Source organism: Microbacterium sp. JB110 (assembly GCF_003335195.1).
In the GTDB taxonomy this organism is placed as follows: Bacteria; Actinomycetota; Actinomycetes; order Actinomycetales; family Microbacteriaceae; genus Microbacterium.
In genome coordinates this window covers 263,800-283,221 of record NZ_QPGM01000004.1, presented here as the reverse complement: position 1 = coordinate 283,221, position 19,422 = coordinate 263,800, and the positions used below count along the sequence as shown (strand labels likewise).

The following is a 19,422-nucleotide window of genomic DNA, read 5'->3' as shown; positions in this document are numbered from 1 at the left end:
TCAGCTAATCTTCCTTTTGCCGTCGCTTCCCCGACCCGAAGGATCCCGATGACCACCTCCCGCACTCTGCTGCGCCCCGCCACGGGGCTCGGCGCCGTCGCCATCGCCGCACTTCTGCTGAGCGCCTGCTCCCCCGCCGAATCCGCAGAGTCGGAGGAGCCGGAAGGGTCGACCCACACCGTCGCCCACGCGCGCGGCGAGACGAACGTTCCGGATGACCCGCAGCGTGTGGTCGTGCTGGAACCCGTGCAGCTGGACACGGCCGTCGCTCTCGGCGTGACCCCGGTCGGCACTGCGGTTGCCAGCGAGGAGACCGGCGTGCCCGCCTATCTCGGCGAAGAGGCCGCGGACATCGAGATGGTCGGCACCATCAGCGAGCCGAGCGTCGAGCGCATCGCCGCATTGGAACCGGATCTCATCATCGGCACGGAGTCGCGCCACTCGGCGCTGTACGACCAACTCGACGACGTCGCACCGACGGTGTTCATGGCGACGCAGGCCGACCCGTGGCAGGAGAACGCCGCACTGGTGGCCGAGGCGCTCGGCGATTCGGACGAACTCGAGGCTCTGCAGGCCGACTACGAGGCTCGATGCGCAGAGATCGCCGACGAGTACGACACCGCGGGCATGACGGCGCAGCTGATCCGCCCCCGTGACACGCGGCTGACGCTGTACGGCCCGACGTCCTTCGCGGGCGGCGCGCTGGAGTGCGCGGGCCTCACGATCCCGGAGCACGAGTGGGAGGACATCTCGCTCGACATCTCACCGGAGGAGGCGCGCCAGGGTGCGGCCGATCTCGTTCTGGTCACATCGAACGATCCGGATGACCCCAGCACGGTTCCCGACGCGATCACCGACAACGCCGATGCCTTCGGAAGCATGCACGTGGTCGACTTCGGATTCTGGATCACCGGCGTCGGATACTACGGCGGCGGGGTCGTTCTCGACGACCTCGAGAGCATCCTGCAGGAGGGCTGAGCTGACCGCTCCCGCGCGCGAACGCCTGGTGGTCACGGGAGCGGCCGCCAGGCGTTCGCGCGCCTGGATCTGCGGCCTGACCGCGGTGCTCGCCGTCGTCCTGGCGGCCTCGCTGTTCGTCGGCGCCAATCCGATTGCGCCTGGCGACGTGTGGGCCGCGCTCACCGGCGGCGGATCGGAGGAAGCGCAGTTCGTGGTGTGGGATCAGCGGGCACCGCGCATCGTGGCCGGTGTGATGGTGGGCATGGCGCTCGGCGTGGCAGGAGCGCTGATCCAGGCGTTCACGCGCAACCCGCTGGCCGACCCCGGTGTGCTCGGCGTCAACGCCGGCGCGGCGTTCTTCATCGCGATCGGCATCGCCTTCTTCGGCATCACCCGACCATCCGAGTACGTCTGGCTCGCCTGCGCAGGGGCGCTGGTGATCACCACCGCCGTGTATCTGCTCGGCTCGTCACGGCGAGGGCCGACCGACCCGATCCGGATGACGGTGGCCGGCGTCGCCGTCGGCGCCGTGCTGTCGGGGCTCACCACAGGGGTGACCCTCACCCATCCGGATGTCTTCGACAGGATGCGCGGCTGGAACGCGGGCACGCTGCTGGAACGCGGGCCCGACGTTCTGCTCGCGACGGCTCCGCTGCTGCTGATCGGGCTGCTGCTCGCCATGGCGGCTGCGCCTGCGCTCAACTCCGTCGCCCTCGGCACCGACGTCGCCCGCTCGCACGGTGTGCGACTGGTACGCGTACAGGTCACAGCCGTGGTCGGAATCACGCTGCTCGCCGGAACGGCCACGGCGATCGCCGGACCGATCTCCTTCGTCGGCCTGATGATTCCGCACGTCGTGCGCTGGTGCGTCGGAACAGATCAGCGGCGCATCTTCGCCGTGTCGCTGCTCGCCGCTCCCACCCTCGTCATGATCGCGGACATGGCGGGCCGCGTCGCCGTGCCCGGCGAGATGCCGGCAGGAATCGTCACGGCGTTCATCGGCGCTCCGGTGCTGATCGCACTGGTGCGCCGCCGACGGGCGAGCACCCTGTGAGCGGCGCGAAGGTCGAGTTCGGCCACCGGCGCTTCGTGCTGGCACGCGGCCGCGCGGTCGTGCGCGTGCGCACCGCAGCGGTCGCGGCGACCCTTGTCACCGTCGCCGTTCTGCTCGGCGGGGCCGCGCTCGCGCTGGGCGACTACCCGGTCACGATCGCGCAGATGATCGGATCGTTCACCGGGGCGACGGACGGGCTCGAACGCACCGCCGTGCTGGAGTGGCGCCTGCCCCGAGCCGCGTCGGCGCTCGCATTCGGCGCCGCCCTGGGCGCGGCGGGAGCGGTGTTCCAGACGTTCACCCGCAATCCGCTGGCCAGTCCCGACGTGATCGGCCTGGCGAGCGGGTCGTACACCGGCATGATCCTGGTGCTGATGGCCGGAGGCGGATGGGCGGCGCTGACAGCCGGTTCGCTCATCGGCGGCTTCGCTGCGGCCGCGGCGATCCTGCTGCTGGCCTCCAGAGACGGTCTGCAGGGGTTCCGCTTCATCGTCGTCGGCATCGGCGTCTCCGCGATGCTGTCGGCGTTCAACACGTGGTTGCTGCTGCGGGCGGAACTGGACACCGCGCTGTTCGCCGCCGCCTGGGGTGCTGGCACCCTGAACAGCGCCACCGCCGAGAACGGGTGGCCGGCCGTCGTCGCCGTGGCTGCGCTCCTTGCGGCCATGCCGCCGGTCGCGCGCGGACTGCGGCAGCTCGACCTCGGCGAAGACGCCGCCAGGGCGACCGGTGCGAACACCGCCGTGGTGCGCTGGACCGCCATCGCCCTCGCCGTGGCACTGGTGAGCGTGACGACCGCGGTGGCCGGCCCGATCTCGTTCATCGCGCTGTCGGCCCCGCAGATCGCTCGCCGCCTGTGCGGCACCGCGACCATCCCGCTGGTCGCCGCCGGAGCCTCCGGAGCGATGCTGCTGATCGCCGCCGACCTGATCGCACAGCATCTGATCCCCCTCACCGTGCCGGTCGGCGTCGTCACGGTCGTCCTCGGCGGGGCCTACCTCGTCTGGCTGCTCGCCCACGAGATCAGGAAGGCGCCATGACCGCGTCCGCACCCTTCGGCCCCCTGCACCCGTCGTCCGCATCCGTCGACGCGACACCGGATGCCGTCCGCCTATCGGCGGAAGCGGTGACGCTGCGCTACGACCAGCGCGTCATCAGCGAGGACCTCGGCTTCCGTGTGCCGCAGGGGTCGTTCACCGTGATCATCGGACCCAACGCGTCCGGCAAGTCGACGCTGCTGCGCGCGCTTTCCGGCCTGCTCCGCCCGACGGCCGGCGCTGTGGTGCTCGACGGCGCGGACATCGCGAAGCTGTCGCCGAAGCGCATCGCCGCGCGGATCGGCCTGCTCCCGCAGTCGAGTTCGGCCCCTGACGGCATCACCGTCGCCGAGCTGGTCTCCCGCGGCCGCTTCGCCCACCAGCGGATGCTGCGGCAGTGGTCGCCTGATGACGAGGCCGCTGTGGCCGAGGCGCTCGACGAGACGGCGACGCGTGAGCTGTCGGCCCGCAGGGTCGACGAGCTCTCCGGCGGCCAGCGGCAGCGGGTGTGGATCGCCATGGTGCTGGCACAGCAGACGCCGATGATCCTGCTCGACGAGCCGACGACGTTCCTCGACGTCGCCCACCAGATCGAGGTGCTGAATCTGCTGCACCGACTCAACACTTCCGGCCGCACGGTCGTCGCTGTCCTGCACGACCTCAATCAGGCCGCGCGCTACGCCGGCCACGTGGTCGCAATGGCGGACGGTCGGATCGTCGCGCAGGGTCCTCCGGCCGAGACGATCACCTCCGAGCTCGTGCACGACGTGTTCGACCTGCCGAACGTGGTGATCCCGGATCCTGTGACAGGAACCCCGCTCATCGTGCCGCGCGACACACGATGAGAATGGTGAGCACGCAGGGCGCGCGCCGCCCCCGCCCCGATCGCTGTGCCCGCGTTAGAGTTTCAGGATGAGCGAAGTCGCGCGAGATCCCCGAGGCGTCTCGGCGATGGACCGCCTCGGCTACAGCTCCACCCGCCTGTCGCGTGCGTTCGCGCGCTTCACCGAGAACGTCGCGCTGGCCGAGGCGCTCACGCTGTCGCAGTTCCTGGTGCTGCAGGTGCTGGGTGAGGGTCTCCCCGTCTCGAACGCCCACCTCGCCAGACGCACATTCGTCAGCCCACAGGCAGCGCACACCGTGTGCAAGGAGCTCATCGAGCGCGGGCTGATCGAGCCCGGAGCGCACCCGCACAACGCACGCATCCGGCTGGTGCGGCTCACCGAGCCGGGGTGGGAGGTGCTCACCCGCTGCACCGAGCATCTGCGAGAGCACGAGGACCGGCTGATGGCCGAGCTGGGCGAGGAGACGTTCGAGCAGATGCGCGAAGCGCTGCGACGCGCATCGAAGGCCCTCGGCGGCGGGTACTTCGGCAACGACGAGGAGGAGGCCGAGGCGATCTCGCGGCGTGCATCCGACATCCGGCCCCGCCACGTTCCCTCCCGGCTCGCCGCCAGACGGAGCCGGACGGCTCTCGACGAGCTCGACGACTGAACTCGACTACCGCCCGGTCACCCGGGTTCCGAGGAACTCCGCGATCCGGTCACCGACGCGCGCCTCGCGGCTGGAGCGCTCGTCGGCGTTGTTCGCACGGATCTCCAGCACCGGAATGCCCTGCTGCTCCAAGGCTTCGGTGATCAGGCCTGCGCCTGGGGTGTCGTCGGCGACCAGGTGCACGACGCCGTCGACGCCGTGCGAGACCGCCTCCTTGACGTACCACTGGCTCGACCACGGCGGAACGTAGAGCTGGTCGGTGATGCCGACGAAGCGCGCGGCCAGCGCGCGCACCGGATCGTCGCCGTATCGGGCGTAGCCGTCGGCGGCGATGCCGAGGTACATCGACCAGACGAACACGGCACCGAACTCGTCCTGGAACCTGCGGTACATGTCGAGGTCGCTCCACAGCCCGCGCCCGATCCACATCAGCCGCACCCGCTCGTCCGGGCACAGCGACGCTCCCGCGTCCACGCGCTCCGCGACGTCCTCGTAGAGCCGCTTGGCCGCATCGACGGCCCACTGCGTGCCGCGGTGCCACTGCGGCACCATCACGGCTGGCATGGTGTCGTTCACGGCCACCGGAGTCGGCCGCGCCGCGGCGATCAGGTCGCGGGTTCTCCGGTTCCACTCCGCCTGCTCGTTGCCGAGCGCCATGATGTCGGCCAACCGCTCCTCATCGAAGGCCTTCCCCGTCCGCTCCTCGAGCCAGCTGATCAGTTCCCGGATCTCCGCTTCGAGCAGGTCGATGCGCTCAGCCCCGAACGCCTCCTCCCAGCGGTGCGGCACGAGCTCCCACCAGTCGGACGGCACCGGATCGGCGGCCGTTCGGGACAGCAGGAACGTCTCGGTCCCCTCGCGCTGCCCCCACTGTTCGAAGATCTTCTGGGTGACGTCTCCCGACCGCTCAGCGATCGCGAACCTCGGCTGGGGCAGACCGCCCCATGGGCGCTCCGCCTCGGGCAGGAGCTGCTCTCCGAGCGGGATCGCGTCGTACTGCACGCTGAAGTCAGGCAGCCCCGTGGCGGCGAGGGCCGCCAAGGCTGCCGGGCCCTGTCGCTTGGCGGCGATGATCGACGACCACCACTGCGTCACGACATACGGGATGTCGAACGCGCGCAGGATCTCGTGCGGCGCATCGGCGTTCAGGAAGGCGATCGGCTCGCCGCCGCGGGCGCGCTGAGTCGTCTGGAGGAACCACTGCTTCTGGAAGCGCGTCGCCTCCACGGCACTCGTCAGCCGGTCGTCGCTCATGCCCGCTCTCCCTGGTTCTCTGCGATCCGTCGCGCCGGCTCGGCGACTGGCGCTCACGGCCTCGTCGGCGCCGATGCGCAGCGCGGCTCGACCTGCACGCCGAGCGGTTCGAGCACGGCGCGCTGCGCGCTCAGGTCCCAGCGCGGGCGCGTCATCGAGATCGCGCGCGACGGCCAGCACGCGGCGCGCGCGCCGGCGGCCGAGACGAGCTGCGCGCGCCTCGGCGGCGTCGCTCGGCGGACGTCGACCGTGCCGCAGCCGGAGGACGTGCGACGTGCGCCTCGGCGAGAGCGTCGAACGCTCGCTGCGGCGTCGCCGCCTCGACCCCCGCGCCGATCCATGCGGCGTCCCCGGCGTCGTGGTCCTCTCCGACGATGCGCAGCCCCTCCCGCTCGATCGCGGTGTACACGGACGAGGCCGGATGAGTGCTGCCCGTGACCACGACGGGAACAGCCCCCGAGGCGGGCTCGACGGCTCCCGCGACGACATCCGCGGCCTGCTCCGGCGGCAGCGTCAGCGCCGCGCGATAGGCGTCCAGAGCCGCGGCCCCCGAGCACGTGCCGTCCATGCGACGGGCTCGCATCCGGTCGATCTCGCGCACCAGCCGCGCCTCGCGGGCCGCGGCCCGGCCCAGCGCGTCGGCATCGACGGTGCGGCCGGTCTGCTCCGAGACGAACCCTGCCAGTCGCGCGTACTGCCACGACACGAAGCGCCGCCGCGGCGCTCCGCCTGCCCGCGGAGCGTCGAGCAGATGCACGCCGAACGGTACGTCGCCGCGCGAGGCGAGCACTCGCAGCACGTAGAACAGGCGCAGGTGCGCGGCGGAGTCGTTGCACACGACCAGAGCGGACAGGTCGTCGCACCGCCCGGCCAGCAGGTCGTCGAGGAGCCGAACCGCCACGGCGTCGACCGCGCCCAGCAGCTCGCGGGCATGGGCCGACGTGTCGCCCTCCCATGCGCCGAAGAGGCGCACGGGTGTCGCCCCGGCGGCGAGCACGATCTGACGGGGGACGTCGGCACCGACGACCCCGATCCGCACCGGCTCCGCGGCGCTCACAGCACGTGTTCCTCACGCAGAACGCGGATCCGCTCCTCGTCGTACCCGAGTTCGCGCAGCACGGCGTCGGTCTGCTCACCGAGCTTGGGCGCAGGGCCGGAGAGGTCGGCTTCGGTCTCCGAGAACACGATAGGCAGCCCGGAGCCGAACAGCCCATCGAAGTGGCCGAACTTCGGGTGCACGAGCGGCACGACCTCCTTGCGGGAGACCACCTGGGGGTCACGAACGGCCTCCGCCGTCGTGCGGACGGGAGCCGCCGGCGCGCCGTTCGCGTCGAGCGCCGCGAGCACTTCGTGCTGGGTGCGCTCCGCGGCCCATCCGGCGATCAGCCCGTGCAACCGGTCGGCGTTGGCGACCCTGGCATCTCTGGTGCCGAACTCTGCGGAGCCGAGCAGATCATCACGCCCGATCGCCTTCAGCACGCCGGCGGAGAACTGATCGGTCGGCGCGCAGATGGCGAACCAGCCGTCGACGCTTCGGAAGGTGCCGAACGGCGCCAGTCGCGGAACGTATGCTCCGGTGCGCAGCGGGAAGCCGATGGCCTCCAGCGCGTCGAACGGTTCGCATGCGACCAGCGAGGTGAGCGCGCCGAGCATGGAGACGTCGACCCGCTGGCCCGTGCCCGTTCTGTCGGCCTGCATCACGGCCGACAGCGTGCCGATCACGCTGAACAGCGGGGCGACCAGATCGCCGACCGGAAGGCCGAAGCGCACGGGAGGATCATCCGGCTCTCCCGCCGTGGTCATCACGCCGCTCATCGCCTGGATGATCGTGTCCATCGCCTTGCGGTCGCCGTGGTCGCCCGTCGCCCCGAAGCCGCTGATCGAGGTGTAGACGAGCTTCTCGTTCAGCGGCCGGACCGAGTCGTAGTCGATGCCGAGCCGCTTGGTGACGCCCGCACTGTAGTTCTCGACGAGGATGTCGGCGTCGCGAATGAGGTCGAACAGCACCTCGCGGCTGCTCGGGTGCTTCAGATTGAGGGTGATCGACTCCTTGCCGCGGCCACGGAGCATCATCGACACCGACATGTCGTCGTCGGAGGTGCGCTGCACGCTCAGCCCGTCGGAAGTGACGTACGGCGAGTTGTTGCGCGAGGTGTCGCCGCCGCGCGTCGGGTTCTCGACCTTGATCACGCGAGCGCCGAGACCGGCGAGCAGCAGCGTGGCATAGGGGCCGGCGAGCGCCGTGGTCAGGTCGATGACCGTCTTCCCCTCGAGCGGCTTGGTCGTCATCTCGTCGTCTCCTTCGTCGGCATGGCGGTGAGGCGGTCTCCGCTGAACACGAATGTCGTGTCGAGCCCCGCCTCTCTGGTGATGGTCCGGATGTAGTCGGCGACAGCGGCTCCTGCCGCTCCCGTGACAGGCACGGGGCGGGAGGCGCGGTCGATCCTGCACGGGATGAGCTGCGCTGCCACGACACCGGCGTCGTCGATGTCGATCACCGCGATCGCCGTGTTCCGGCTGTCCGGATGGAACGGGTAGTCGGGAGTGTCGGGATCGGGTTCGAAGCCGAACAGGGCGACCCGCTCCCGTGCCCACGCTCGGCGCTCTGGGCTGTCGTCGTCGTGCCCGCCGAGGGCGCGCGTGACGGTGGCGAAGTTGCCGAGGCCGTGGAAGATCGGGCGACCGCGGTAGAGCTCGACGCCCTTCATGATGTGCGCGTGGTGGGAGACGACGGCGGCGGCCCCCGCGTCGATCGCGGCGTGCGCGATCTCGTATTCGTAGTCGGCGATGGCGACGGGCTGGTGCACGAGACCCTTATGCAGCGCGACGATCACGTCCGCCGTCTCGGCGCACCGCGCGACCCGCTCGACGAACGCCGCAAGGTCGCGCGGCTGCGCGAACGTGTACGTGCGCGGCGGGCCACCGGGGTTGGCGCCGCGGGGCTCGTAGTGGGTGACGACGTCGATCGACGCGCATCCGGGCTTCGCGCTTCCCGCGCGCGTCTCGCGCGGGCCGACGCAGTTGACGCTGAGCACCGCGATGCGTCTGCCGCCGCGCTCGAGAACCGCAGGCTCCCACGCCTCGTCGTCGTTCTCGCCGGCGCCTGCGGTCGCGATGCCGCGCTCTGCGCAGTGGCGCCTGGTGTCGGCGATGCCGACCGCGCCGAGGTCGAAGACATGGTTGCCCGCAAGCGTGGCCACGTCGAACCCGGCAGCCGCCGCCCCGTCCAGCGCTGACGGCGGCGCGGGGATCGCCGGAACATCGGCCGACATCTGCACGGTCGCCGTCGTGTGCGGAACCTCGAGGTGACCGATCAGCAGATCGGCCTCTGCCAGCACGTCCTTCGCCCCCGCCAGCAGTGGTGCGGAGTCGTCGCATTCGAGCACAAGGTCGCCGGTCGCATACACGACGGCCATCACGCGCTCCCTGAGTTCTTCCGCCCTGAGCGGTCGAGGAAGGCCTGCAAGCGCGTCGAGCGGGGGTCGTCGAAGAAGTCCTCGGCCGGGCGGTCTTCGATGAGCTTCCCGTCAGCCATGAACACGCACCGATCGGCGACGTCGCGGGCGAACTCCATCTCGTGCGTGACGACGATCATCGTGCGGCCCGTCGCCGCGAGGTCCTTCATCGTGAGCAGCACCTCGTCGACGAGCTCCGGATCGAGAGCGCTGGTCGGCTCGTCGAACAGCAGGATGCGCGGATCGACGGCGACGGAGCGCACGATGGCGACGCGCTGCTGCTGCCCTCCCGACAGATGCCGCGGGTAGGCGTCCGCCTTCTCGGCCAAGCCGACGCGTTCCAGCAGAACGGTCGCGCGGTCGCGCGCGTCGGTCGCAGTCCTGCCGTGCACCCGCACGAGAGCCTCCGTGACATTGCGCAGCACGGTCCAGTGCGGGAACAGGTTGAACTGCTGGAACACCATGCTCATCCGGCGCTGCTGCCGTTTGCGCCCCGCGTCGCTGAGCGGGCGCAGATGCCCGCCGCGCTCTTCGAAGCCGAGCAGTTCGCCGTCGAGGCGCATCGATCCGCCGTCTATCGATTCGAGCTGATCGATGCAGCGCACCAAGGTCGACTTGCCGGAGCCCGAAGGCCCGAGCACGGCGACGACCTCCCCCTCGTACACGCTCACACTCACGTCGTCGAGGGCCTGGTGGTTCCCGAATCTCTTGCTCACGTGCGAGACCTCGACGACGGGCACTTCGTCGACGCTCTCCGGCTGCACGATCAGGCCCGATGCCTCATCCGGGGTCATTGCTCTTCCTTCCCGGTCGTCGCCGGCTGCGCGCTGCGGGTCGTCCCGCGCCCGAAGTGGGCCTCCACACGGCGCTGCACCAGCGTGAGCACCGTGACGACCACGAGGTACCAGATCACCGCGACGATCAGCATCGGCACGACCTCGTATGTGCGGTTGTAGATCACCTGCACGGCGTGCAGCAGATCGCCCATGGCGATGACACTGACCAGCGATGTGCCCTTCAGCAGCGCGATCACCTGCGAGCCGGTCGGCGGCAGGATGACCCGCATCGCCTGCGGCAGGACGACGCGTGTGAAGGTGTGCCAACGGCTGAAGCCCATCGCGGCCGCGCCGTCGCGCTGGCCCTCGTCGATCGACGAGATGCCGCCGCGGATGATCTCGGCCATATAGGCGGCCTCGTGCAGCGAGAGGCCGATGATGGCAGCCGTCAGCGGCGTGATGACGTCGTTGGTCGACCAGCTCACGAACCCGAGGTCGATGCTCGGCAACAGGTAGGCGAGGTTGTACCAGAAGATGAGCTGCACCAACGGAGGGACCCCGCGGAAGAAGCCGACGAAGGCGATGCAGGCCAGACGAAGCGGCACGAAGTCGCTGAGCTGGCCGGCGGCGAGGAACGTGCCGAGCACGGAACCGAGCACCATGCCGATGACCGTGAGGGCGATGCTCATCCCCAGCCCCATCAGCACGCTCGGGTTGAACAGGTACTCCGCGACGACGTCCCACTCGAAGCGCTCGTTGCTGATCAGGAACCAGGCGATCGACGCGGCGACCAGCACGATGAGCGCACCGCCGATGATGCGCATGGGCCGGATGCGCCCACGCGCGCTCGCGACGTCGACGGGGTGCGGCTGAACGGTCTGTGCCGTCATCCGCTCTGCCCGCCCGTCATCGGATTCAGCACCGGCTCGTCGACCGCCACGTCCGTGATGTCCCACTCCGTCATGATCTGCTCGTATTCGCCGTTGTCGAAGATGCCATTGAACGCCTCGAGCATGACCTCGGTCAGCCCGGTGTCCTTGGGCAGATACATGGCCAGCTGGTCCACGCCCGCGCCCTGCTCATCGGTCTGCACGAGGTAGTCGTAGGTGTCGGGCTCCTGCGCCATCAGGTCGATGGCGCCGCCCTGGGTCGTCGCCGCGTAGTCTGCGCGGTCGGAGTTGACCGCGAGGAAGGTGGCGTTCGAGTCGGCCAGCCCGTCGAACGAGGCGGGGTCGAGGCCCTGCTCCGCGCACCACTCGTTGTACCTTTCGATCTGCGTCTCGGAGACAGAGCCCGTCACGCCGGCCACGTTCGCGCCGCAGACGGCTTCCGAGTCAGCCAGCTCGTCGGCGCGTTCAGCGAGATGCACGTAGCTGGTGCGCGTGGTCATCCACACGATCGCGTCGAACTGCTGCTCGCGTTCCTCTGTGGCGCGCACCGGACCGTTGAACGCGTCATAGCGGCCGGAGAGCATGCCGGTGAGCATCGCGTCGAGACCGGATGCCGTCTCGATCTCGAACGGCACGCCCAGCTGCTCGGAGAGCGCGGTCTGAAGATCGGGGTCGATGCCGGTGAAGGTGCCGTCCTCCTCGATCGTGCGGTACGGAGGGTGGGTGTCACCGGCGATGGTGATCTGGCCGGCGTCCTGGATGTCGTCCGGCAGTTGGTCGTAGAGGGGCGCCTCCGTGTCGACGCCGTCGGCGGAACCGCCGCCATCATCGCCGCCGCCATCGCCGGAGGAGCACGAGACGAGGGCGAACGCAGACACCGCGGCCACCGCGATCGCCGGGGCGATCCGAACAAGCTTCTTCATGGTCTCTCCACATCGTCGTGAACGGAATGCGCCTCATCGCGCTCATCTAAAAATATCATACTGATTGATACTTGCACTAGCACGGCATCCTCCGACTCAACCAGAGCTTCGCGATTCGCGCGCTCTAGGCTGGCGGCATGCGAGGGTTCTGGCGCGGGGTGCGCACACTGATCCACGGATTGGGATGGTGGCGGCGCGATCCGAGTGCGATGGTGCTCGGCCTCGTACCGGCCGTCATCGTCGCCGCGCTCGCCACGGCGGCGATCGTGACGCTGGCCGCGTTCGCGCCGGCGCTCGTGTCCGCGCTGACGCCGTTCGCCGATGGTTGGCATCCGTTCTGGGCGGGGGCGCTCCGGATCGGAATCGGCCTGGCGCTGGTAGCCGGAACGGCGGTGGTCGCCGCGCTGACGTTCACGGCCGTGACGCTCGTCGTCGGCGAACCGTTCTACGAGCGGATCTGGCGTTCGGTCGAGTCAGCAGCCGGAGAGATCCCCGGCGTGCACTACGGCTTCTGGCGCGCGGCCGGCGACGGAGTCTCGCTCATCCTGCGCGGCCTGCTCGTCGCCATCGCCTCCGGCCTGATCGGGCTGATCCCGTTCATCGGGACGGTCCTCGGCGCGATCACGGGTGCCGCACTCTCCGGTCTGCTGCTGACCGACGAACTCACCTCGCGTGCGCTGACGGCACGCGGCATCGCCACCCGCGAGCGCCGTCGCCTGCTGCGCGCGCAGCGGTCGACGGCACTCGGGTTCGGGCTGGCGACGTATCTGTGCTTCCTGATCCCGCTCGGGGCGGTGTTCGTGATGCCGGCAGCGGTCGCCGGTTCCACTCTGCTGAGTCAGCGCCTCGTGCACGCTGGCGACGGCGGGGTCAGCGCGGCGCCGGGACCGCCGCAGCAGGAGTCGCCTGGGCAGGCTTCCCGTCCAACTCCGTGAGGTCGAGGTTCGAACGGTCCTTGCCGGTCATCAGGCCGATCAGGCTGATCAGTGCGAATCCGATCCACAGCAGCGACACGAGCCAGAGGCTGCCTCCCCCCGCCGCGGCGAGCGCCGTTGCGATCATCGGCGTGAAGCCCGCGCCGGCGGTTGCGGCGAACTGGTAGGCGACGGACGCGCCGGAGTTGCGCACGGATGTCGGGAACTGCTCACCGGCGTAGGCGCCGTATGGACCGGCGGAGAAGCCCTGCACGACGGAGAGGCCGAGGAAGACCGCGAAGAAGAACAGCACGACGTTGTCGGTCTGCAGCATCATCATGATCGGGAAGGCCAGCGCGATGCCGAGGATGTTGCCGAACATCAGGATGCGGCGCCTGCCGAAACGGTCCGACATCCGGGACGCGATGATGATGAACAGGATGGTCGTCACGGCCGCCGATGCCTTCAGCACCAGCACGAGGCTCTGCTCGTGCGCCGCCTGCTGCACCACGTAGGCCACGGCCCATGCACCCATCAGGCCCTGTGCTCCCTGACAGGAGATTCCGACGGCGAAGGCGCGAAGCAGCGGGCGCCAGTGATGCCGGACGAGCTCGACCAGCGGCGTCTTCCTGTGCTGGGGCGCGCGCTCCGCCGCCTCGAGGAACACCTTCGACTCCGTCACCTTCCGGCGGATGAACACGGCGATCATCATGAACGCCGCCGAGAGGATGAACGGCACGCGCCATCCCCACGACAGGAACTGCTCATCCGGCATCGTCGCCATGCCGGCCAGGATGAGCGTTCCCACCAGCGTGCCCGTCGGCGCACCCATGTAGGAGAAGGCCGAGGCGAAGCCGCGCGAACGCTTCTTCGCATTCTCGAACCCGACGAGGGTGGCCCCGCCCCACTCGCCGCCCACGGCTATGCCCTGCACGACGCGCAGCGTGACAAGGAGCGCCGGCGCCCAGATGCCGATCTGGTCCGTGGCGGGCAGCAGGCCGATCAGTGTCGACGTCACGCCCATCACGACGATGGTCGCCATCAGCACGGTCTTGCGGCCGACCTTGTCGCCGAGGTGGCCGAAGATCACGCCGCCGAGCGGGCGCGCCACGTAGCCCGCCGCGAGTGTGGCGAAGGACAGCACGAGAGCGGCTGTGGGATCGAGATTCGTGAAGAAGATGCGGTTGAACACGATCCCGGCGGCGGTCGCGTACAGGATGAAGTCGTAGTACTCCAGCGCCGTGCCGATCAGACTGGAGGCCAGAATGCGGCGCATATCCCGCTTGGACGCGGAGTAGGCAGTATCGACCGCCTGGGTGTTGGACGAGTTGGTCATCGTTGACTCCTCATTCGGGTGATCGGCCGAACGGCCGGATGAGTGCGGGCTGGCTCCAGGCCTCGCCGCGGCTTCTGGTCAGGTCGCGGCACCAGCCGGCTGAGGCAGGCGGGCGAAGCTGAGCGTGTCGAGATCTTCGGGGATCGTCAGCGGACCGTCGAACGTCTGCTGCGCACCGTGCCACACCTCGGGATGCGCATGGGACGGCACGAGGTGGTGCAGGGCGAGGTGCCGCGCCCCGGCGCGCGCCGCGATCCGGCCCGCGTCGGCCGGCGTCGTGTGGGAGCGTCGGTGGTGATCCATCGTCGCTTTGAGCATCGCGGTGTCGGAGTACTGAGCGGCCAGCATGTCGAGGTCGATGGCCTCGTGCAGCAGCAGGTCGGTATCGCGGGCCAGGCGCACCAGGTTGTCGCAGGGAGCGGTGTCGCCGGAGATCGTGACGGAGCCGTGCTCGGTGTCGAAGCGATACGCGAATGCGGGCGCCATCGGGTGGTGCGACACCAGCGTCGCCGTCACCGTCACGAGGTCGTCGCCGAACACCTCGATCGGCTCCATGTCGGGCGAGACGGCGGTGTCGGGGTCGAACCCCCGCACACCGTCGAGGTCGATCTCGCGCGCCTCGAAGGTGTCGCGCGGACTCTTCGCGAGCGAATCGAATATGCGGTCGTTGATGTCGGTCGCGAAGGCGGCGAGCAGCCCGTCGAGCAGGCCAGCGACACCGGGCGTCGGGCGCTCGGGCGCGACCGGATCGGGCCGCCAGCTCGCCTGGGGCGAGAGGGGAGTCAGTCTTCCTCTGTCGCCAGGCCCGACGATCGGGATCGACCCGGCAGATCGGCTCTTCAGCTCGAACGCGCCGAACAGCACGATCCCCGGCAGGTCGACCAGATGGTCGGAATGCATGTGGGTGAGGAAGATGCCGCTGAGAGCGGGCATCGGCAGCCCAGCGGCTTTCGCCTGGTGCCCAGCGCCGTCGCCGCAGTCGACGAGGTACCAGCGGTCGCCGACGACGACGGCCGTCGCGATGCCGAAGCGCGGCTCTCCGGCATGGTCGGCCCACCAGCGCGGGCCGCCTGCGGTGCCCAGCGTCACGATGCGGGGTTCGGTCGTCGTCACGTCGTTGTGTCCTTCCTCGGGTACGCCTCCATGGTTCTCGCATTCGCTCCTCGTGTCCATCTGATTGTCCTTAACTGTGCTATCAAGTGAGGTAATGGCTGACATCACGCTTCGACAGCTCGAGTACTTCGTTTCGATCGCCGACTCGGGGTCGGTGACGGCCGCGGCGGCGGCGTGCCGAGTCACCCAGGCCGCCGTGAGCACAGCGCTCGCCCAACTCGAACGCACCGTGGGCGCTCGGCTGGTCATCCGGCATCCGGGGCACGGCATCGCTCTGACGGCGGAGGGCGTGGCCGTCGCGGCGCACGCACGCGGCGTTCTCGACGGCGTCGGTCGAGTGTCATCGATCGTGTCGGAGACCAGGGGGCGTCTCAGCGGGAGACTCGCCATCGGGGTGTACCGGACGCTTTCGCCGCACACCATCCCCGCCCTGATCGAGTGGTTCGGCGCCAGGCATCCGGATGTCGACCTGCGATTCGTCGAAGGATCGGGCTCGCACGTGCAGGAGGAGGTGATGGCGGGTCGCGCACAGATCGCGATCATCTATCGCGCCCAGCTGTCGTCCGGCTGCACGGCGACCGTGCTCCGCCGCAGTCGGCGCACGGCGGTGATGAGCCCAGAGCACCCGCTCGCCGATCATCCGGATCTGAATCTGCGCGCCCTCGCGGAGCATCCCGCGATCCTGCTCGACGAGGAGCCGGCGCTGAATCGCACGCTGGCGGCCTTCGCCGCAGAGGGCGTCGAACCACTGGTGCCGTGGCGGAGTTCGAGCGTCGAGGCGATCCACAACGTCGTCGGTCGCGGGTCGGCCTACTCCATCCTGATGCAGACGCGGTCGCACAGCCCAGAGGGGCGCCCGCTGCTGTTCCGCGAGCTGGCGGGTCACGACCTGGACAACCCCGTTGCCGCCGCGCTCCCCCGCGGCCTCACGCCGACCGCGCTCGTGGCAGAGGCACTCACGGCCGTCCGCGAGCACTGGGCCGCCACGGATCAGGCGCTCGGGCGCGGCACCGACTGAGGGGCGCCCTGCTGCCGCAGCGCCGCGCGTGCGCCGCGCACGACGAACTCCCTGATCGCGGCGAGGGCGGGGGACGTGATGTTCCACTGCTGCCAGAACAGCGGCTCGTCGATGTCGGGGGCACCGAGGGGCACGAGCGAACCCCGCTCCAGCGCCGCAGCCGCCTGCGCCGGCGGGAGCATGCCCCAGCCCATGCCGAGCCGGACTGCGGCGGCGTAGTCTTCGGACGCCGGAACGTAGTGCCGCGGCGGGGCTTCCGGATCGACACCGTTCGCGCGCAGCCACTGCGCCTGCAGGTCGTCTGAGCGATCGAACTCGATCACCGGGGCCGCGGCGATCGACGTCTTCGTCGCACCCCGCGCGAACCATCGGTCCACGAACCCCGGCGAGGCGAACGCGACGTACTCCGTCGCGCCCAGCGGCGTGACCGTGCAGCCGGCGATCGGATTCTCCTCTGAGGTGATCGCAGCCAGCGCCGAGCCCGACTCCAGCAGCGCCGCGGTGCGGTCCTCGTCCTCGCGGAGCAGCTCGAAGGTGACATCGTGCTCTCGCGCCACGGCTTCGAGCGCCGGCAGCAGCCACAGCGAGAGGGAGTCGGCGTTGACGGCGATCGGCACGTGCATCCGGTCGCGCCGCTCCAGACCGAGCGCGATGGACGCCTCGTGCCCGATCACCTCGTACTGTCTGGCCAGTCGCACGATCGTGGTGCCTGCCGCAGTGGCCCTCACCGGCCGCGACCGGATGATCAGGACCCGGCCCAGCTGCGACTCGAGCGCACGCAGCCGCTGGCTGACGGCGGAGGGCGAGATGCGCAGCCGCCTGGCCGCCGCGTCGAACGACTTCTCGTCGACGATCGCGGCCACCGTCTGCGCCAGCTCTGGAGCGATCCACATAAGCTCTGCTTCACCAACTTTCGATTGGCCACATCTGCTTTTGATTCTCGCACGGACGAGCGGAGCATTGCCTGGTGCTCATCGCTCTCCTCGCCGGCTTCGGTCTCTGCCTATCCCTCATCGTCGCGCCCGGCGCGCAGAACGTGTTCCTGTTGCGAGAGGGCGTCCGCCATGCGACGAGCAGCCGTCGCCATGCGGTCGTGCTGGCGATGGTCTGCTTCGCCTGCGACATCGTGCTGATCTCGGCGGGCGTCGCGGGCTTCGGCGCGGCGGTCGAAGCGGTGCCGTGGCTGTTCGATGCGGCGCGCTGGGCCGGCGTGACCTTCCTCGCCGGGTACGGCCTGTTCGCCGCATGGCGCGCGGTCCGCGGTGGCGGTGACGCGATCGACGCGACTGAGGGGCCCGCCCGTCCGGACGCGGGGCTGCACCCGGATGACGCACCTGCCTGGTCCGGATCGACCGCAACGGCGACGCTCACTGTGAGCCGACCGCGCACGAATCAGAAGCACGTGCTGCTGCCCGCCGTGCTCACATGCCTGGCGATCACCTGGCTGAACCCGCACACATACCTCGACACCGTGCTCATGCTCGGCTCGATCTCGACCGCCTACGGCGACGCGGCCTGGCTGTTCGGGCTCGGCGCAATCGCAGGCAGCGCCGCGTGGTTCGCGTTCCTCACCTGCGCCGCCCGGTTCGCGGCGCGGTGGCTGCGCTCCCCGCGCTCCTGGCGCGCCCTCGACGCGGTCATCGCCGTGATGATGCTCGGCCTGGCCGCCGCCCTGGCGCTGGGCTGAGGGCGACGGCCGGCCGACCGCCGGGAGGGCATCGTACGCTGGAGGCACCCCACCGTCACCCCCAAGGAGCCCCTATGCCGCGCACACCACTGCCCTCCGAGTACCTCGACGCGCTCCGCAAGCCGAACCAGTGCGTCGTCGCGACGATCCGCCCGAACGGTGAGCTGAGCACGGCGGCCACCTGGTACGAGCTCACCGACGACAGCCACATCCTGCTCAACCTCGACGCGACCCGCGCACGCATGCGGCACATGCGCGAGGACCCCCGCGTCGCCCTGACGATCTTCGCCGCCGACGACTGGTATTCGCACGTGTCGCTCTCGGGCGAGGTGGTCGAGTTCCGCAAGGACGACGGGCTCGTCGACATCGACCGCATCTCAGAGCACTACACCGGCGCCCCCTACGCCGACCGCGAGCGCGACAGCTGGAGCGTCGTCATCCGGATCTCGAGCTGGCACGCCTGGCACATGCCGAAGATCTCGGAGTAGCCGGCTCTCGCCACGTAACGCGGGATCGCGCGTCAGTGCACGTTCTCCATCAGCTCGGTGCCGAGAGTGCGGAAGGCGTGGTGGGCGCGGTCGCGGTGCAGCGGTGAGACGTCATCGAAGCACACCGTGAGCGCGTAGGCGAGGCCGGCGCGTGGGCCCGCGATCACACCCGCTTCGGCGCGCACACCGGTGTCGTCGTATGCCGTGCGATTGAGGAACAGCAGGCCGTGCGCGTCATCGTCATGACCGAAGGCGCGCAGGTTCGTTGCGGCGCCGACGAGGCTCAGGTCCTGCCCGATGGTGAGCCACTCCGACACCTGCGCGCTGACCGCGGGGTTCACGGCCCGACCGCCGACGAGGTCGCTCATCAGCGTGGCGTACTCGCGGGTCGTGCCGAGCGAGACGTGCGGCGCGTCGTCCGGGCCGCGCTCGTCCCGCACGCGGTCGAGGAGAGCCGACCTGCGCATACCGAGATCGACCATGCGCCGCGTGATCGCTTCGATGCCCGTGGCCTCGAGCAGCGCGTTCGTCGCGTACGCGTCTCCCTGCGCTGCGGCCAGCACCGCGAGATCGGTCAGCGACAGCTCCGAAGCTGCGAGGTGGCGCCAGATCCCTGAGACCGACACGGGATCCAGATCGTCGCGCTTGACCAGCCGGGCCGGATCGACGGTGCCGTCGTCGAAGCCTGCGGCCGTCTCGATGAGGAGGGGAATCACCCCGAGCCCGCCCACCGGCAGCGTCACGAAGTCGTCGCCGGTCAGGACGGTCGACCCGCGATCGAGGTCGGCGACGTGCACCGACACCTGCGCGCCCGCGACGGCGAGCCCCTCCAGCGCGGCGAGGGTGAGGGGGAACCCCGGTCGGCGGTCGGTGCGGCGGCGGGACGTGCGAGAGCCCGAATGGCGCCTCTGGCGGCGAGTGGCAACGATCGACTGGTCGGGGTCGGGGACCACAGGGCTCTCCAGGGCGCTCGGAATCGGACAGTGCCGCGCTGGCTCCCCGGGGAGTCTCCTCCCGCCCTTA

At 69.9% G+C, this 19,422-nt stretch carries 20 protein-coding genes; 9 read left to right on the top strand and 11 right to left on the bottom strand.

Annotation, left to right across the window (positions count from 1 at the left end; all coding sequences use genetic code 11):
- The first annotated feature begins 48 nt into the window (after positions 1 to 48).
- From CIK77_RS09700 to CIK77_RS09680, 5 genes are all read left to right on the top strand, one after another.
- Complete coding sequence (locus tag CIK77_RS09700; protein WP_087055789.1) at positions 49 to 978, top strand: ABC transporter substrate-binding protein; 930 nt, start codon at positions 49 to 51, stop codon at positions 976 to 978.
- A 28-nt stretch (positions 979 to 1,006) separates the two neighbouring features.
- Complete coding sequence (locus CIK77_RS09695) at positions 1,007 to 2,014, top strand: iron chelate uptake ABC transporter family permease subunit (protein WP_249268666.1); 1,008 nt, start codon at positions 1,007 to 1,009, stop codon at positions 2,012 to 2,014.
- Complete coding sequence (locus tag CIK77_RS09690; RefSeq protein WP_170934200.1) at positions 2,011 to 3,054, top strand: FecCD family ABC transporter permease; 1,044 nt, start codon at positions 2,011 to 2,013, stop codon at positions 3,052 to 3,054. Before CIK77_RS09695 ends, CIK77_RS09690 begins: the two co-directional genes overlap by 4 nt.
- Positions 3,051 to 3,896: an ABC transporter ATP-binding protein gene (locus CIK77_RS09685; protein ID WP_087055791.1), complete on the top strand. Its 846-nt coding sequence runs from the start codon at positions 3,051 to 3,053 to the stop codon at positions 3,894 to 3,896. The genes CIK77_RS09690 and CIK77_RS09685 overlap by 4 nt, the downstream gene beginning before the upstream one ends.
- Positions 3,897 to 3,963: 67 nt before the next feature.
- Positions 3,964 to 4,545, top strand: coding sequence for a MarR family winged helix-turn-helix transcriptional regulator (locus CIK77_RS09680; protein WP_087055792.1), 582 nt, complete (start codon positions 3,964 to 3,966; stop codon positions 4,543 to 4,545).
- A gap of 6 nt (positions 4,546 to 4,551) precedes the next feature.
- Here the strand turns inward: CIK77_RS09680 and CIK77_RS09675 are convergent, their stop codons facing one another.
- The 7 genes from CIK77_RS09675 to CIK77_RS09645 all read right to left on the bottom strand — a co-directional run bounded on the left by CIK77_RS09675 (position 4,552) and on the right by CIK77_RS09645 (position 11,843).
- The gene (locus CIK77_RS09675; RefSeq protein WP_087055793.1) at positions 4,552 to 5,799 is read right to left on the bottom strand and encodes a 2-hydroxyacyl-CoA dehydratase family protein; all 1,248 of its coding nucleotides are present in this window, start codon (positions 5,797 to 5,799) and stop codon (positions 4,552 to 4,554) included.
- 151 nt (positions 5,800 to 5,950) lie between these two features.
- A complete protein-coding gene (locus tag CIK77_RS09670) occupies positions 5,951 to 6,856 on the bottom strand; it encodes a 2-hydroxyacyl-CoA dehydratase family protein (RefSeq protein ID WP_114347245.1) in 906 nt (301 codons plus the stop codon).
- Positions 6,853 to 8,088 carry a CaiB/BaiF CoA transferase family protein gene (locus tag CIK77_RS09665; protein ID WP_087055795.1) on the bottom strand — a complete coding sequence of 412 codons (1,236 nt, stop codon included), beginning with the start codon at positions 8,086 to 8,088 and terminating at the stop codon, positions 6,853 to 6,855. The genes CIK77_RS09670 and CIK77_RS09665 overlap by 4 nt, the downstream gene beginning before the upstream one ends.
- Positions 8,085 to 9,215: a CapA family protein gene (locus tag CIK77_RS09660; RefSeq protein WP_087055796.1), complete on the bottom strand. Its 1,131-nt coding sequence runs from the start codon at positions 9,213 to 9,215 to the stop codon at positions 8,085 to 8,087. Before CIK77_RS09660 ends, CIK77_RS09665 begins: the two co-directional genes overlap by 4 nt.
- Positions 9,215 to 10,048, bottom strand: a complete 834-nt coding sequence (locus CIK77_RS09655) for an amino acid ABC transporter ATP-binding protein (RefSeq protein ID WP_087055797.1) — start codon at positions 10,046 to 10,048, stop codon at positions 9,215 to 9,217. Before CIK77_RS09655 ends, CIK77_RS09660 begins: the two co-directional genes overlap by 1 nt.
- Entirely contained in the window at positions 10,045 to 10,920 is an 876-nt protein-coding gene (locus CIK77_RS09650) for an amino acid ABC transporter permease (RefSeq protein WP_087055798.1), read from the bottom strand. The genes CIK77_RS09655 and CIK77_RS09650 overlap by 4 nt, the downstream gene beginning before the upstream one ends.
- Positions 10,917 to 11,843, bottom strand: coding sequence for a transporter substrate-binding domain-containing protein (locus tag CIK77_RS09645; protein ID WP_087055799.1), 927 nt, complete (start codon positions 11,841 to 11,843; stop codon positions 10,917 to 10,919). Before CIK77_RS09645 ends, CIK77_RS09650 begins: the two co-directional genes overlap by 4 nt.
- A 137-nt stretch (positions 11,844 to 11,980) precedes the next feature.
- Between CIK77_RS09645 and CIK77_RS09640 the strand changes: the two genes are divergently transcribed.
- On the top strand, positions 11,981 to 12,778 hold the full coding sequence (locus CIK77_RS09640; RefSeq protein ID WP_087055800.1) for an EI24 domain-containing protein: 798 nt from the start codon (positions 11,981 to 11,983) through the stop codon (positions 12,776 to 12,778).
- Here the strand turns inward: CIK77_RS09640 and CIK77_RS09635 are convergent.
- Positions 12,714 to 14,093 (bottom strand): MFS transporter, encoded by a 1,380-nt coding sequence (locus CIK77_RS09635; protein WP_087055801.1) that lies wholly within the window; start codon positions 14,091 to 14,093, stop codon positions 12,714 to 12,716. The genes CIK77_RS09640 and CIK77_RS09635 overlap by 65 nt on opposite strands.
- A gap of 78 nt (positions 14,094 to 14,171) precedes the next feature.
- Entirely contained in the window at positions 14,172 to 15,206 is a 1,035-nt protein-coding gene (locus CIK77_RS09630; protein ID WP_249268667.1) for an MBL fold metallo-hydrolase, read from the bottom strand.
- Positions 15,207 to 15,300: 94 nt separating this feature from the next.
- Here CIK77_RS09630 and CIK77_RS09625 point away from each other — a divergent pair, with 94 nt between their 5' ends.
- A complete protein-coding gene (locus tag CIK77_RS09625) occupies positions 15,301 to 16,224 on the top strand; it encodes a LysR family transcriptional regulator (protein ID WP_087055803.1) in 924 nt (307 codons plus the stop codon).
- On the opposite strand, the gene CIK77_RS09620 is transcribed toward CIK77_RS09625, so the two are convergent.
- Complete coding sequence (locus tag CIK77_RS09620; RefSeq protein ID WP_087055804.1) at positions 16,197 to 17,117, bottom strand: LysR family transcriptional regulator ArgP; 921 nt, start codon at positions 17,115 to 17,117, stop codon at positions 16,197 to 16,199. The two genes, CIK77_RS09625 and CIK77_RS09620, sit on opposite strands and share 28 nt — an antisense overlap.
- Positions 17,118 to 17,191: 74 nt before the next feature.
- Here CIK77_RS09620 and CIK77_RS09615 point away from each other — a divergent pair, with 74 nt between their 5' ends.
- Positions 17,192 to 17,911, top strand: a complete 720-nt coding sequence (locus CIK77_RS09615; RefSeq protein ID WP_087055805.1) for a LysE/ArgO family amino acid transporter — start codon at positions 17,192 to 17,194, stop codon at positions 17,909 to 17,911.
- Between the two features lie 74 nt (positions 17,912 to 17,985).
- Positions 17,986 to 18,399: a pyridoxamine 5'-phosphate oxidase family protein gene (locus tag CIK77_RS09610; RefSeq protein WP_087055806.1), complete on the top strand. Its 414-nt coding sequence runs from the start codon at positions 17,986 to 17,988 to the stop codon at positions 18,397 to 18,399.
- A 32-nt stretch (positions 18,400 to 18,431) separates the two neighbouring features.
- On the opposite strand, the gene CIK77_RS09605 is transcribed toward CIK77_RS09610, so the two are convergent.
- The gene (locus CIK77_RS09605) at positions 18,432 to 19,352 is read right to left on the bottom strand and encodes a serine hydrolase (RefSeq protein ID WP_249268668.1); all 921 of its coding nucleotides are present in this window, start codon (positions 19,350 to 19,352) and stop codon (positions 18,432 to 18,434) included.
- Positions 19,353 to 19,422: the final 70 nt, after the last annotated feature.

Excerpts from the sequence above, each read along its gene's own strand:
- CIK77_RS09700 (WP_087055789.1), top strand. The coding sequence starts at position 49 with ATGACCACCTCCCGCACTCTGCTGCGCCCCGCCACGGGGCTCGGCGCC.
- CIK77_RS09685 (WP_087055791.1), top strand. The coding sequence starts at position 3,051 with ATGACCGCGTCCGCACCCTTCGGCCCCCTGCACCCGTCGTCCGCATCC.
- CIK77_RS09680 (WP_087055792.1), top strand. The coding sequence starts at position 3,964 with ATGAGCGAAGTCGCGCGAGATCCCCGAGGCGTCTCGGCGATGGACCGC.
- CIK77_RS09675 (WP_087055793.1), bottom strand. The coding sequence starts at position 5,799 with ATGAGCGACGACCGGCTGACGAGTGCCGTGGAGGCGACGCGCTTCCAG.
- CIK77_RS09665 (WP_087055795.1), bottom strand. The coding sequence starts at position 8,088 with ATGACGACCAAGCCGCTCGAGGGGAAGACGGTCATCGACCTGACCACG.
- CIK77_RS09660 (WP_087055796.1), bottom strand. The coding sequence starts at position 9,215 with ATGGCCGTCGTGTATGCGACCGGCGACCTTGTGCTCGAATGCGACGAC.
- CIK77_RS09655 (WP_087055797.1), bottom strand. The coding sequence starts at position 10,048 with ATGACCCCGGATGAGGCATCGGGCCTGATCGTGCAGCCGGAGAGCGTC.
- CIK77_RS09650 (WP_087055798.1), bottom strand. The coding sequence starts at position 10,920 with ATGACGGCACAGACCGTTCAGCCGCACCCCGTCGACGTCGCGAGCGCG.
- CIK77_RS09645 (WP_087055799.1), bottom strand. The coding sequence starts at position 11,843 with ATGAAGAAGCTTGTTCGGATCGCCCCGGCGATCGCGGTGGCCGCGGTG.
- CIK77_RS09640 (WP_087055800.1), top strand. The coding sequence starts at position 11,981 with ATGCGAGGGTTCTGGCGCGGGGTGCGCACACTGATCCACGGATTGGGA.
- CIK77_RS09635 (WP_087055801.1), bottom strand. The coding sequence starts at position 14,093 with ATGACCAACTCGTCCAACACCCAGGCGGTCGATACTGCCTACTCCGCG.
- CIK77_RS09625 (WP_087055803.1), top strand. The coding sequence starts at position 15,301 with ATGGCTGACATCACGCTTCGACAGCTCGAGTACTTCGTTTCGATCGCC.
- CIK77_RS09620 (WP_087055804.1), bottom strand. The coding sequence starts at position 17,117 with ATGTGGATCGCTCCAGAGCTGGCGCAGACGGTGGCCGCGATCGTCGAC.
- CIK77_RS09610 (WP_087055806.1), top strand. The coding sequence starts at position 17,986 with ATGCCGCGCACACCACTGCCCTCCGAGTACCTCGACGCGCTCCGCAAG.